General features: G+C 61.1%; 10 protein-coding genes and 3 pseudogenes. 11 read left to right on the top strand and 2 right to left on the bottom strand.

The window, feature by feature from the left end; all coding sequences use genetic code 11:
- Positions 1-17: 17 nt before the first annotated feature.
- From LRS56_16370 to LRS56_16385, 4 genes and pseudogenes are all read left to right on the top strand, one after another.
- On the top strand, positions 18-938 hold the full coding sequence (locus LRS56_16370) for a metal ABC transporter substrate-binding protein (GenBank protein ID WDU60471.1): 921 nt from the start codon (positions 18-20) through the stop codon (positions 936-938).
- A pseudogene (locus LRS56_16375) lies at positions 935-1680 on the top strand (metal ABC transporter ATP-binding protein). Before LRS56_16370 ends, LRS56_16375 begins: the two are co-directional and overlap by 4 nt.
- Before the next feature lie 20 nt (positions 1681-1700).
- Positions 1701-2575, top strand: a pseudogene (locus LRS56_16380) (metal ABC transporter permease).
- Positions 2575-3486, top strand: a pseudogene (locus tag LRS56_16385) (zinc ABC transporter substrate-binding protein). The pseudogenes LRS56_16380 and LRS56_16385 overlap by 1 nt, the downstream one beginning before the upstream one ends.
- A gap of 258 nt (positions 3487-3744) precedes the next feature.
- Here LRS56_16385 and LRS56_16390 read toward each other — a convergent pair.
- Complete coding sequence (locus LRS56_16390) at positions 3745-4458, bottom strand: UTRA domain-containing protein (GenBank protein ID WDU60472.1); 714 nt, start codon at positions 4456-4458, stop codon at positions 3745-3747.
- A gap of 351 nt (positions 4459-4809) precedes the next feature.
- On the opposite strand from LRS56_16390, the gene LRS56_16395 reads away from it, so the two are divergent.
- The 6 genes from LRS56_16395 to LRS56_16420 all read left to right on the top strand — a co-directional run bounded on the left by LRS56_16395 (position 4810) and on the right by LRS56_16420 (position 10178).
- Entirely contained in the window at positions 4810-5901 is a 1092-nt protein-coding gene (locus LRS56_16395) for an ABC transporter substrate-binding protein (GenBank protein WDU60473.1), read from the top strand.
- A gap of 171 nt (positions 5902-6072) precedes the next feature.
- The gene (locus LRS56_16400) at positions 6073-6879 is read left to right on the top strand and encodes an alkaline phosphatase family protein (GenBank protein ID WDU60474.1); all 807 of its coding nucleotides are present in this window, start codon (positions 6073-6075) and stop codon (positions 6877-6879) included.
- 5 nt (positions 6880-6884) lie between these two features.
- The gene (locus tag LRS56_16405; protein ID WDU65764.1) at positions 6885-7721 is read left to right on the top strand and encodes an ABC transporter permease subunit; all 837 of its coding nucleotides are present in this window, start codon (positions 6885-6887) and stop codon (positions 7719-7721) included.
- Entirely contained in the window at positions 7708-8508 is an 801-nt protein-coding gene (locus LRS56_16410; protein WDU60475.1) for an ABC transporter permease, read from the top strand. Before LRS56_16405 ends, LRS56_16410 begins: the two co-directional genes overlap by 14 nt.
- Complete coding sequence (locus LRS56_16415; protein WDU60476.1) at positions 8505-9494, top strand: ABC transporter ATP-binding protein; 990 nt, start codon at positions 8505-8507, stop codon at positions 9492-9494. Before LRS56_16410 ends, LRS56_16415 begins: the two co-directional genes overlap by 4 nt.
- Before the next feature lie 30 nt (positions 9495-9524).
- Complete coding sequence (locus LRS56_16420; protein ID WDU60477.1) at positions 9525-10178, top strand: HAD-IB family hydrolase; 654 nt, start codon at positions 9525-9527, stop codon at positions 10176-10178.
- A gap of 127 nt (positions 10179-10305) precedes the next feature.
- Here the strand turns inward: LRS56_16420 and LRS56_16425 are convergent, their stop codons facing one another.
- Positions 10306-11268 (bottom strand): zinc-binding dehydrogenase, encoded by a 963-nt coding sequence (locus LRS56_16425; protein ID WDU60478.1) that lies wholly within the window; start codon positions 11266-11268, stop codon positions 10306-10308.
- A gap of 138 nt (positions 11269-11406) precedes the next feature.
- On the opposite strand from LRS56_16425, the gene LRS56_16430 reads away from it, so the two are divergent.
- Positions 11407-13488: a carboxy terminal-processing peptidase gene (locus LRS56_16430; protein WDU60479.1), complete on the top strand. Its 2082-nt coding sequence runs from the start codon at positions 11407-11409 to the stop codon at positions 13486-13488.
- Positions 13489-13492: the final 4 nt, after the last annotated feature.

A 13492-nucleotide genomic window follows, 5' to 3' on the forward strand; every position in this document is an offset into this window, starting at 1 on the left:
GAGAAGACCGATTGCCCATGTCTATTTCATCTCCCCTGTTGCGCCTGTTGCTGGTTGGCCTGTTCAGCCTGATGCTCGCTCCCTTGGCCAATGCCGAGGCAGCCAAACGCCTGCGCATCGGCATCACCCTGCACCCTTATTACAGCTACGTGGCGAATATCGTCGGCGACAAGGCCGAGGTCGTGCCGCTGATTCCGGCCGGTTTCAACCCCCATGCCTACGAACCACGCGCCGAAGACATCAAGCGCATCGGCACCCTCGACGTGATCGTGCTCAATGGCGTCGGCCATGACGACTTCGCCGACCGCATGATCGCCACCAGCGAGCGCCCGGATATCCCGGTGATAGAGGCCAACGCCAACGTGCCATTGCTGGCCGCCACCGGCAATGCCGCACGCGGTGCGGGCAAGGTGGTCAACCCGCACACCTTCCTGTCGATCAGCGCGTCGATTGCCCAGGTCAACAACATCGCCCGCGAGCTGGGCAAGCTCGACCCGGACAACGCCAAGACCTACACCCAGAACGCCCGCGCCTACGGCAAACGCCTGCGCCAGATGCGCGCCGATGCGCTGGCCAAGCTGACCAGCGCACCCAACCCGGATTTGCGCGTGGCCACGGTGCACGCGGCCTACGACTACCTGCTGCGTGAGTTCGGCCTGGAAGTCACCGCCGTGGTCGAACCGGCGCACGGTATCGAGCCAAGCCCCAGCCAGTTGAAAAAAACCATTGATGAACTGCGCGCATTGGACGTGAAAGTGATCTTCTCGGAGATGGATTTCCCGTCCACCTACGTCGACACCATCCAGCGTGAATCAGGGGTCAAGCTCTACCCGCTGTCGCATATCTCCTACGGCGAATACAGCGCTGAAAAATACGAAGTGGAAATGACCGGCAACCTCAACACGGTGGTGCGGGCGATTCAGGAGTCCGGGACATGACGGCGGCGCAGCAGCTTAAAGTGGCCAGCGTCGGCCCGACGCTCGAGTTCGACAAGGTCTCGCTGACACTCGGTCGTACCGTGATCCTTGATGGGGTGAGCTTCCAGGTTCAACCCGGCAGCATCCACGCCTTGGTCGGCCCGAACGGCGGCGGCAAAAGCTCGCTGATCAAGACCCTGCTGGGGCAAACGCCGCACCAGGGGCGGTTGAGCCTGCAGTGGCCGACCATTCCCGGCACCATCGGCTATGTGCCGCAGGCGCTGGAGTTCGACCGCGGCCTGCCGATGACGGTCGACGATTTTATGGCTGCCATGTGTCAGCGACGCCCTGCGTTTCTCGGCCTGTCCCGGCATTACGCCGCCGCGATTGGCGAGGCCCTGGAACGAGTCGGCATGCAGGACAAACGCAAGCGGCGCATGGGCGCGCTGTCCGGCGGTGAGCGTCAGCGCGTATTGCTGGCCCAGGGCCTGATCCCCGCGCCGCAACTGCTGGTGCTGGATGAACCGATGTCGGCCCTCGATGAAGCCGGTATCCAGGTGTTCGAGCGCTTGCTCAATGACTGGCGCCTGGCCGGGATTACCGTGCTGTGGATCGAGCACGACCTGAAGCCGTGGGACGCCTGGCGGACCGCGTCACCGGGTTGAACCGTCGCGTGCTGTTCGACGCCACGCCCAAAGAGGCACTGACCCCGGATCGCCTGCTGAGCCTGTTTTCCACCCACCCTCGGAGCCCGGCGCAATGAGTTATGAAGCGTTTCGCTTGATGGTCCAGGGCTGGGCCTCTTCCGGTTACCTGCCGGAGGCGCTGGCCTATGGTTTTGTGGTCAACGCGCTGCTCGCCGGTTTGCTGATCGGCCCGGTTCTGGGCGGCCTGGGCACGCTGGTGGTGGTCAAGCGCTTTGCGTTTTTCTCCGAAGCGGTCGGGCATGCCGCGCTGACCGGCGTGGCCGTGGGCATCCTGCTCGGTGAACCCTACACCGGGCCCTATGGCAGCCTGTTCGGCTACTGCCTGTTGTTCGGCATTTTGCTCAACTACCTGCGCAACCGCACCGGCCTCGCGCCCGACACCTTGATCGGCGTGTTCCTTTCGGTGTCCCTGGCCCTGGGCGCAAGCCTGCTGCTGATCCTGGCGGGCAAGATCAACGTGCATATCCTCGAAAACGTGCTGTTCGGCTCGGTGCTGACGGTCAATGGCAATGACCTGCTGGTGCTGGCGATCGTCGGCTCACTGGTGATGGCCCTGGCGCTGCCGCTGTACAACCGCATCATGCTCGCCAGTTTCAACCCGCAACTGGCGGCCGTGCGGGGGTGGCGGTGAAGACCCTGGATTACCTGTTCGTGATCCTGGTGACACTGATCACCGTGGCGGCGGTCAAGGTGATCGGTGCGATCCTGGTGGGCGCGCTGCTGGTGATTCCGGCCGCAGCAGCACGCCTGCTGAGCCAGTCGCTCAAGGGGTTTTTCTGGGTTTCGGTGGCGATCGCCACCGTGAGTACCCTGTGCGGTATTTTGTTGCCGATCATTTTCGACCTGCCTATCCCCTCCGGCGCCGCGATCATTCTGATGGCCGGTATTTTCTTCGCGCTCGCCGCCATCGCACGTGGCACCGTGCCCAGCCTCAAAGGGAATCTTGGATAATGCGCTCCGTTCTTCATCCTCTGGCCCTGGCCATCGCCTGTTTATTCACCGCGCCCTTGATGGCGGCCGAAGCGGCCAAACCGGCTGCTCATGCAGCCAAACCGGTCAAGGTCCTGGCCTCGCTGCCGATCACGTATGGGCTTGCCGAGCTGCTGCTCAAAGGCACTGATGTACAGCTTGAACGTGCCGCACCGGCCAACCTGCCGGGTTCGCGGCAGGTGTCCTACTTCACCGGCCGTGGTGCACCGGCGCTGAGCGCGTTGGCCCTGGACGCCGACGCGGCCATCGGCCTGCGCTCGCTGTGGGCGGATGACCCGCTCTACCCGGTGGCGCGCCGCAGCAATATCCGCATCGTCGAGGTGGACGCCGCACGCCCGGTGGACGGCGGCTTGCCGGGGATCGCCGTGCAGCCGGGCAGCAGCGACGGCCTGAACAGCCAGCCGTGGCAATCGAGCAACAACATGGGACGTATGGCCGACGTCATGGCCGCCGACCTGAGCCGCCTGGCGCCCGGCGCCAAACCGCAGATCGACGCCAACCTGGCCGCCCTCAAGCAGCGCCTGCTCAAGCTCACCGCCGACAGCGAAGCGCGATTGGCCAAGGCCGATAACCTGAGCGTGGTCAGTTTGAGCGATCATTTCGCCTATCTGATCAGCAGCCTGAACCTGGAAGTGCTCCGCACCGACGCACGCCCCGACGCCGACTGGACGCCCGAGGCCCTGCACAAACTCAGTACCGAGCTGAAAGACAACGACGTGGCCGTGGTGCTGCATCATCGCCAGCCGAGTGAAGCGGTGAAAGCCGCTATCACGGCCGGCGGCTCGAAGCTGCTGGTGCTGAACGTCGACGGCGCGGACCCGGTATCAGAGCTGCAAACCAATGTGGATCAGGTGATCAAAACCCTCACCCCTGAACACACAAACCCTCGTGGCGAGCGGGCTTGCTGTGGCGAGCGGGCTTGCCCGCGTTGGGCTGCGCAGCAGCCCTAATACGACCGCCGCGCATGTACAGACAAATCACGGTTGCAGATTTTGGGGCTGCTTCGCACCCCAACGCGGGCAAGCCCGCTCGCCACAGCAAGCCCGCTCGCCACAACAAGCCCGCTCGCCACAACAAGCCGATTCGCCACAACCAGCCGGCTCATCACAATAAGCTCGCTCGCCTCAGGGTCAAACCACATCCACGCCGACGTGGATGGCGTCATGTCGCCAGAACTCCAGGTCGCAGTCGATCAACCGCTGATGCTGGTCATAGTTGACCCGGGCGATGCGCAAGCCCGGGCTGCCTACCGACACGCGCAACGCGGCGGCGGCTTCCACCGGCAGTGAGGTGGGGACAATTTCGAAACGCACCCGCCCGTAGTGCAAATCGTACTTGCGCGCATACAACTCGGTCATCGACTGATTCAAATCGCACGCCAAAATCCCCGGAAAATACTGCGGGTTCAGGTAGTGCTCCACGTACAACACCAAACGCCCGTCAATCCGCCGGCTCCGGCAGATCTGAATCACACTCGACAGCGCCGGCAATTGCAGCCATGCACACACCGCCGCCGACGCCGGTTGCAGCCGCGCAGAAATCACTTCAGTCGACGCCACCCGCCCCTGGTCGTTGACCATTGCGTGAAAATGGCTGCGCTGCATCAGGTTGTAGGCCAGCCGTGGCGGCGAGACAAACCAGCCGCGGCGCTCCTCGCGATAAATCTGGCCTTGGGCCTCCAGTTGTAACAAGGCTTCCCGCACGGTAATTCGAGTGGTACCAAACAACTCGCTGAGTTTGCGCTCGGCGGGCAGTTTGCTTGCAGGCGGCAACAGGCCGTGGTCGATCTGCTCTTGCAGCGCCAGACCGATGGAGGTCACCGCCTTGATTGCCTCATCACGCATCAACGTTACCTATCTGGACTAGACCAGCACCGCAAAGGTGCATGAAACGCGCTGTATTCGGGCTTCTGCTCTTACGTGCCAGCCTAGGCATTACAGATGACCGACAGATGACAGTCCGTGTCGAACGCCTTTACCACACCCTGCAATACATCGGCCAAGTCCAGCGCCTGCGGGGCCTTTGACATGGTCTACGCTAAGTCTGCACTCAGCGACATAAGCGATTTAAAAACGACATCGACATGAAACTGTCATCCATCCCGCCTAGATTGGCTCAGGTATTGCTGACCTAGACCAACACCACCGCAAACGTCGACAAAAACGCAGCGTTGAAAACGCCCAAAGGAGCTTCGGATGAAACAGCTTTTCCTGGCATCACTGTTAGGCTCGACCATTGCCATGTGCACCGCCGCCATGGCCGCTGATACCGCTCTAGCTACTCCTAATTTGAAGACACTGGAAGCCGCCGCGAAAGCGGAAGGCGCCGTCAACAGCGTCGGCATGCCCGATGACTGGGCCAACTGGAAAGGCACCTGGGACGACCTGGCCAAGACCTACGGCCTCAAGCACATCGACACCGACATGAGCTCGGCCCAGGAAATCGCCAAGTTCAAGGCTGAAAAAGACAACGCCAGCGCCGATATCGGCGACGTGGGCGCAGCCTTCGGCCCGATTGCGGTGAAACAGGAAGTCACCCAGCCGTACAAACCGTCCACCTGGGCCCAGGTGCCGGATTGGGCCAAAGACAAAGACGGTCACTGGGCCCTGGCCTACACCGGCACCATCGCCTTTATCGTTAACAAGAAGCTGCTGCACGGTTCCGAAGTGCCAACAAGCTGGGCGGACCTGCTGACCGGCAAATACAAGGTTTCCGTCGGTGACGTAAGCACCGCGGCCCAGGCGTCCAACGCAGTACTGGCTGCGGCAATCGCCAATAAAGGCGATGAGAAAAACATCGCTCCCGGCCTGCAGTTCTTCACCAAGATCGCCCAGCAAGGCCGTCTCGGGCTGTCCAACCCGACCATCGCCACCATGGAAAAAGGCGAAGTCGAAGTGGGCATCGTCTGGGACTTCAACGGCCTGAGCTACAAGGCCAAGATGGCCAACCCGGATGACTACGTGGTGCTGATCCCCTCGGACGGTTCGGTGAAATCCGGCTACACCACCATCATCAACAAATACGCCAAGCACCCGAACGCCGCCAAGCTGACCCGCGAATACATCTTCAGCGATGCCGGCCAACTCAACCTGGCCAAGGGCAATGCGCGTCCGATCCGGGCTGAAACCGACCTGAAACTGCCGGCCGATATCGCCAAGAACCTGATCCCGGGCGAGCAGTACACCAAGGCCAACCCGCAGCCGATCAAGGATGCCGATGCCTGGGAAGCCACGTCCAAAAAGCTGCCACAGCTGTGGAACGAGCAGGTCATCGTAGAAATGAAGTAACCGCCTGAAATGCACTCAGGGTGGGCGCTGGCTTGCCGGCGATAGCGGTCGAACATTCAACATTTATGTTGCCTGATACGCCGCCATCGCAGGCCAGCCAGCCTCCCACACTTTGATCCGGTTCCAACCGAAAAAAGATCCAAGCCCATCTGTTGCGGAGCGCCAGCCCCCATGAAGCACAATGTCATCCTTGTCGTGCTCGACGGCCTGAACTTCGAGGTTGCCCGACACGCCATGGGGCACTTGCAGGCCTATGTCGGCGCAGGACGCGCAGCCCTCTACAAGCTGGAGTGTGAACTGCCCGCCCTGTCCCGCCCGTTGTACGAATGCATCCTTACCGGCGTGCCTCCGATCCAGAGCGGCATCGTCCACAACAACGTCTCGCGCCTGTCCAACCAGCGCAGCATCTTTCATTACGCCACTGCCGCGGGGTTGACCACGGCGGCGGCGGCTTATCACTGGGTCAGCGAGTTGTATAACCGCACGCCCTTCCTCGCCGCCCGTGATCGTCACACTGACGACAAGGCGCTGGCGATCCAGCACGGGCATTTCTACTGGAATGACCATTACCCGGATTCGCACCTGTTTGCCGACGCCGAGAGCCTGCGGCTCAAACACGCGCCGAACTTCCTGGTGGTGCACCCGATGAACATCGACGACGCCGGCCACAAGCACGGCCTCGACACCCCCCAATACCGTAACAGCGCACGCTCGGCCGACATCATCCTGGCCGACTACCTGCAAGGCTGGCTCGATGCCGGCTACCAGGTGCTGGTGACCGCCGACCACGGCATGAACAACGATCGCTCGCACAACGGCCTGCTGCCGGAAGAACGCGAAGTACCGCTGTTTGTGTTCGGCGATGCCTTCAGCCTGGAGGCCGGCGCCGCGCCGAAACAGACCGACCTCTGCGGCACCGTCTGCGAACTGCTGGGCGTGCCCCACGACAAACCTGTATGCCGGGAGCTGCTGAAGTGAACGCCATGACCCGCGGCAAATGGCTGGCGCTGCTATGCCTGGTGCCTTTCGCGCTGTTCTTTATCGTGTTTGAAATCGCCCCGCTGGTCTGGGTGCTGATCAACAGCCTGCAAACCGAAGAAACCGGCTGGGGCCTGGATAATTTCACACGTATCTTCAGTTCGAAGTTCTACCTGCAAGCGATCCAGTTCAGCCTGGAGATCAGCTTCTACTCCAGCATCTTCGGCATCATCATTGCTGTGCTGGGCAGTTACTCGCTGCGCAAGGTGGACTCGCCACTGCGCAATTTCGTCACTGCCTTCGCCAACATGACCAGCAATTTCTCCGGCGTGCCCCTGGCCTTCGCGTTCATCATCCTGCTGGGGTTCAACGGCAGCATTACCATCATGCTCAAGCAGGCGGGGATCATTCAGGACTTCAACCTGTATTCCAAAACCGGGCTGATCATCCTCTATACCTACTTCCAGATTCCCCTCGGCGTGCTGCTGCTCTACCCGGCGTTCGACGCCTTGCGCGAGGACTGGCGCGAGTCGGCGGCCTTGCTCGGCGCCAATGGCTGGGACTTCTGGCGGCATATCGGCCTGCCGGTGCTCACACCGGCCCTGCTGGGTACGTTCGTGATCCTGCTGGCCAATGCCCTGGGCGCCTACGCCACGGTCTACGCCCTGACTACCGGTAACTTCAACGTGCTGCCGATTCGTATCGCCGGCCTGGTGTCGGGGGATGTGTCACTCGACCCGAACCTGGCCAGCGCCCTGGCCGTGGTGCTGGTAGCGCTGATGACCCTGGTCACCGTGGTCCATCAACTGCTGCTCAAGAGGAGCTACCATGTCTCGCGCTGAAGCCGGCCCGGCCTCCCTCTACCACCGCGTGGTGGTGTACCTGTTGTTTGCGATCCTGGTGCTGCCGTTGATCGGCACCTTCGTCTACTCCATTGCCAGCAGTTGGTCGGCCACCATCCTGCCCGCCGGTTTTACCGTGAAATGGTACGTGCAGCTGTGGAGTGACCCACGCTTTCTGATGGCCTTCGGGCAATCGCTGCTGGTCTGCGTGGGGGCACTGATCCTGTCGGTGGTGTTGATTCTGCCGCTGCTGTTTGTGGTGCATTACCACTTCCCCAGGCTGGATGCGCTGATGAACATCCTGATCCTGCTGCCGTTTGCGGTGCCGCCGGTGGTGTCCTCGGTGGGCCTGCTGCAACTCTACGGCTCCGGGCCATTTGCGATGGTGGGCACGCCGTGGATTCTGATCGGTTGCTACTTCACCGTGGCCCTGCCGTTCATGTACCGGGCGATCACCAACAACCTGCAAGCGATCAACCTGCGCGACCTGATGGACGCCTCGCAGCTACTGGGTGCCAGCACCTGGCAGGCGGCGATCCTGGTGGTGCTGCCGAACCTGCGCAAAGGCTTGATGGTAGCGCTGCTGCTGTCGTTCTCGTTCCTGTTCGGTGAGTTCGTGTTCGCCAACATCCTGGTGGGCACCCGCTACGAAACCCTGCAGGTGTACCTGAACAACATGCGCAACAGCAGCGGGCACTTCACCAGTGCCGTCGTGATTTCCTATTTCTTCTTTGTGCTGGTGCTGACCTGGGCCGCCAATATCTTGAACAAGGACAAAAGCCAATGAGCTTCGTCAGCGTCCAACACCTGCAAAAAGGCTACGCCGGCACACCGGTATTCAGTGATATCAACTGCGAAATCGCCAAGGGCGAGTTCGTCACCCTGCTCGGCCCGTCCGGGTGCGGCAAGTCCACCTTGTTGCGCTGCATCGCCGGCCTGACCTCGGTAGACAGTGGGAAAATTCTGCTGGATGGGCAGGATATCGTCCCTCTGAGCCCGCAGAAACGAAACATCGGCATGGTGTTCCAGAGCTATGCACTGTTCCCCAACATGACCGTGGAACAGAACGTCGCCTTTGGCCTGCGCATGCAAAAGGTCAACGCCGACGACAGCCATAAGCGCGTGCAGGAAGTGCTGCAACTGGTCGAACTCAAGGACCTCGCCGGGCGCTACCCGCACCAGATGTCCGGCGGCCAGTGCCAGCGCGTGGCCCTGGCCCGCTCGCTGGTGACCCGCCCGCGCCTGTTGCTGCTCGATGAGCCGCTGTCGGCACTGGATGCGCGGATTCGCAAGCACCTGCGCGAACAGATCCGCCAGATCCAGCGCGAACTGGGGCTGACCACGATTTTCGTGACCCATGACCAGGAAGAAGCCCTGACCATGTCCGACCGGATCTTCCTGATGAACCAGGGCAAGATCGTGCAAAGCGGTGACGCCGAAACCCTCTACACCGCGCCGGTGGACGTGTTCGCCGCCGGGTTTATCGGCAACTACAACCTGCTGGATGCGGACAAGGCCAGCCAGTTGCTGCAGCGCCCGATCAGCGGGCGCATCGCGATTCGTCCGGAAGCCATCGAACTCAGCCGCAGCGGCGAACTCGACGCGCTGGTGCGCAGCCACAGCCTGCTGGGCAACGTGATTCGCTACCGCATCGAAGCCCGTGGCGTGGAATTGGTGGTGGACGTGCTCAACCGTTCGGCCGACGATCTGCACCCCGACGGTCAGCGCCTGGCACTTTCCATCGACCCCAGCGCGCTGTGTGAAGTAGCCTGAGCAGCAACGAAATCTGAGAGAGCGTGACGGATGGCATTGGTAATTTTTGATTTGGACGACACCCTGATCCACGGCGACTGCGCCACCCTGTGGAGCGAGCAGATGGGCCGCCTGGGGTGGGTCGACCCCGAGTCGTTCATGCGCAGGAACACGGAGCTGATGGACGCCTACAGCCAGGGCAAGCTGGCCATGGAAGACTTCATGGACTTCAGCCTGGAGCCAATGATCGGCCGCACCCCGGAAGAAATCGACCACCTGGTGGAGCCATGGGTCGAGGACATCATCGAACCGCTGATCTACAGCGACGCCACCAAAACCATCGCCCGGCACCGCGCGAATGGTGACCGGATTCTGGTGATTTCCGCCTCGGGCACTCATTTGGTCACGCCGATTGCGGCGCGTATCGGCATAGATGAAGTGCTGGGGATTGATCTGGAGGTCAGCCACGGCGTGTACAGCGGCCAGACCGTGGGTGTACTGACTTACCGCGAAGGCAAAATCACGCGCCTGCTGGAATGGTTGGAGCAGGAAGGTGAAAGCCTGGAGGGGGCGTACTTCTATTCGGATTCACGCAATGACTTGCCATTGTTGCTCAAGGTGGATCACCCGCAAGTGGTGAACCCGGACCCGGTGTTGCGTGAGCATGCACAAAAGGCCGGTTGGCCGATTCACCACTGGGTCTGATTCACCCAAGACCAACTGTGGGAGCGGGCTTGCTCGCGAAAGCGGTGTATCAGTGAAGAATGTTTCATCTGACACACCGCTTTCGCGAGCAAGCCCGCTCCCACATTGACCGCACTTCAAGTTGAAATCAGGTCAGCGTTTCGTCAATCACCAACACCAACTTCCCGGAAATCTGATTAGTCGCCAGTTCGGCAAACGCCGCCTCGGCGTCCTTGATCGGGAAGGTCTTGGCCAGTTGCGGGCTCAGGCGGCCTTCAACAAACAGTGGCCAGACATGCTGGCTCAAGTCGCTGAACAGGTCTGCCTTGAACTGATCACTGCGGCTGCGCAGGGTCGAGCCCAGCAACTGAATGCGCTTGCCCAGCACCTGGGCCAAGTCCAGCTGCGCCTCGCGGCCGCCCATCAGGCCGATCAATACCCAACGGCCATCCAGGGCCAGCAGTTTGAGGTCGAGTGCCGCATAGCTACCGCCAACCGGGTCCAGGATCACATCGAACGGCCCAAAATCGCGCAGCCCTTCAATACCGTCGGTACGTACCACGCCGCCCTGGGCACCGAGTTCTTCGCAGTAGGCCAGGCGCTCCGCTGAGCCGACGCTGACCCAGCACGGGCTGCCAAACGCCTTGCACAACTGGATCGCCGCCGAGCCCACGCCGCTGGCACCGGCATGCAGCAACACTTTTTCACCCGGCTTGAGGCCCGCCAGCTGGAACAGATTGAGCCACGCGGTGCTATACACCTCAGGCAATGCTGCCGCTTCGACCAGCGACAAACCTTCCGGCACCGCCAGCACGTGCCGCGCATCCACCACCACTTCTTCGGCCATGCCGCCCCCGGCCAGCAGCGCGCAAACGCGATCCCCCACCTGCCAGGACGAGCCCGCACCGACTTCGCTGATCACCCCGGAACACTCCAGGCCCAGCACAGGGCTAGCGCCCGGCGGGGGTGGATAGAGCCCCGCACGCTGTAATAAATCGGCGCGATTAAGGCCGGCGGCCGACACCCGAATGCGAACTTGGCCTACATCGCAGGTAGGACTGGGTTCTTCTAACCACTCCACACGACCTTCAACGCCTTGCAATGCTTTCACAGTGCCTCCATAGTGAGTCTGGACTGAGCCCGTAGCTGTAGCGCCGGGCTTTTTGCATTATGCGACCGGATCATATGGAACCGGCTCCCTCAAAGACGGCCTAATATGCGTTATCAATTGCCCCCGCGTCGAATCAGCATGAAGCATTTGTTCCCCAGCACCGCCCTCGCTTTTTTCATTGGTCTCGGCTTCGCGTCGATGTCGACCAATACGTTCGCAGCCAACAGCTGGGACAATCTTCAGCCTGATCGCGATGAGGTGATTGCCAGCCTTAACGTCGTCGAGTTGCTCAAGCGCCATCACTACAGCAAGCCGCCGCTCGACGACGCTCGCTCGGTGATCATCTACGACAGCTACCTCAAGCTGCTGGATCCGTCGCGCAGCTACTTCCTGGCCAGCGATATCGCTGAGTTCGACAAGTGGAAGACCCAGTTCGACGACTTCCTCAAGAGCGGCGATCTGCAACCCGGCTTCACCATCTACAAGCGCTACCTGGATCGCGTCAAAGCGCGTCTGGACTTCGCCTTGGGTGAACTGGACAAGGGCGTCGACAAGCTCGACTTCACCCAGAAGGAAACCCTTCTGGTGGACCGTAAGGACGCCCCTTGGCTGACCAGCACCGCCGCGCTCGACGACCTGTGGCGCAAACGCGTCAAGGACGAAGTGCTGCGCCTGAAGATCGCCGGCAAGGAGCCCAAGGCCATCCAGGAGCTGTTGACCAAGCGCTACAAAAATCAGCTGGCGCGTCTGGACCAGACCCGCGCCGAAGATATCTTCCAGGCTTACATCAACACCTTCGCGATGTCCTACGACCCGCACACCAATTATCTGTCGCCGGATAACGCGGAAAACTTCGATATCAACATGAGTCTGTCGCTGGAAGGCATCGGTGCCGTCCTGCAAAGCGATAATGACCAGGTCAAGATCGTGCGTCTGGTGCCGGCAGGTCCGGCGGACAAGACCAAGCAGGTGGCCCCGGCCGACAAGATCATCGGTGTGGCCCAGGCCGACAAAGAGATGGTCGATGTGGTCGGCTGGCGCCTGGACGAAGTGGTCAAGCTGATCCGTGGGCCGAAAGGCAGCGTGGTACGCCTGGAAGTGATTCCGCACACCAATGCGCCGAACGACCAGACCAGCAAGATCGTGTCCATCACCCGTGAAGCGGTGAAGCTCGAAGACCAGGCTGTGCAGAAGAAAGTCCTCAACCTCAAGCAGGATGGCAAGGACTACAAGCTGGGCGTGATTGAGATCCCGGCCTTCTACCTGGACTTCAAGGCGTTCCGTGCCGGCGATCCGGACTACAAGTCCACCACCCGTGACGTGAAGAAAATCCTGACCGAGCTGCAGAAGGAAAAAGTCGACGGCGTGGTCATCGACCTGCGCAACAACGGCGGCGGTTCACTGCAGGAAGCCACCGAGCTGACCAGCCTGTTTATCGACAAGGGCCCGACCGTGTTGGTACGCAACGCTGACGGCCGTGTTGATGTGCTGGAAGACGAGAACCCGGGTGCCTTCTACAAAGGGCCGATGGCGTTGCTGGTCAACCGTCTCTCGGCTTCGGCTTCGGAGATTTTCGCCGGCGCCATGCAGGACTATCACCGTGCGCTGATCATCGGCGGCCAGACTTTTGGCAAAGGCACCGTGCAGACCATTCAGCCGCTGAACCACGGCGAGCTTAAACTGACACTGGCCAAGTTCTACCGGGTTTCCGGGCAGAGCACCCAGCATCAGGGCGTGCTGCCGGACATCGATTTCCCGTCGATCATCGACACCAAGGAAATCGGCGAAAGCGCTCTGCCTGAGGCCATGCCGTGGGACACCATCCGTCCTGCGATCAAGCCTGCGTCGGACCCGTTCAAGCCGTTCCTGGCGCAGTTGAAGGCTGACCACGACACCCGCTCCGCCAAGGATGCCGAGTTCGTGTTTATCCGCGACAAGCTGGCCCTGGCCAAGAAACTGATGGAAGAAAAAACCGTCAGCCTCAACGAAGTGGATCGCCGCAAGCAGCACACCGACATCGAAAACCAGCAACTCGTACTGGAAAACATCCGCCGCAAGGCCAAGGGTGAAGATCCACTCAAAGAGCTGAAGAAAGAAGATGAAGATGCACTGCCGACCGACGCTGACAAAACCAAGCCGGAAGACGACGCCTACCTGGCCGAGACTGGCCGGATCCTGCTGGACTACCTGAAAATCACCAAGCAGGTAGCCAAGCAGTAAATGA

It is taken from the genome of Pseudomonas poae (assembly GCA_028869255.1).
GTDB classification, from domain to species: domain Bacteria; phylum Pseudomonadota; class Gammaproteobacteria; order Pseudomonadales; family Pseudomonadaceae; genus Aquipseudomonas; species Aquipseudomonas poae_C.

Bases quoted from the DNA above. Each gene is read 5' to 3' on its own strand.
- LRS56_16370 (WDU60471.1), top strand. From the start codon at position 18: ATGTCTATTTCATCTCCCCTGTTGCGCCTGTTGCTGGTTGGCCTGTTC.
- LRS56_16390 (WDU60472.1), bottom strand. From the start codon at position 4,458: ATGCGTGATGAGGCAATCAAGGCGGTGACCTCCATCGGTCTGGCGCTG.
- LRS56_16395 (WDU60473.1), top strand. From the start codon at position 4,810: ATGAAACAGCTTTTCCTGGCATCACTGTTAGGCTCGACCATTGCCATG.
- LRS56_16400 (WDU60474.1), top strand. From the start codon at position 6,073: ATGAAGCACAATGTCATCCTTGTCGTGCTCGACGGCCTGAACTTCGAG.
- LRS56_16405 (WDU65764.1), top strand. From the start codon at position 6,885: ATGACCCGCGGCAAATGGCTGGCGCTGCTATGCCTGGTGCCTTTCGCG.
- LRS56_16410 (WDU60475.1), top strand. From the start codon at position 7,708: ATGTCTCGCGCTGAAGCCGGCCCGGCCTCCCTCTACCACCGCGTGGTG.
- LRS56_16415 (WDU60476.1), top strand. From the start codon at position 8,505: ATGAGCTTCGTCAGCGTCCAACACCTGCAAAAAGGCTACGCCGGCACA.
- LRS56_16420 (WDU60477.1), top strand. From the start codon at position 9,525: ATGGCATTGGTAATTTTTGATTTGGACGACACCCTGATCCACGGCGAC.
- LRS56_16430 (WDU60479.1), top strand. From the start codon at position 11,407: ATGAAGCATTTGTTCCCCAGCACCGCCCTCGCTTTTTTCATTGGTCTC.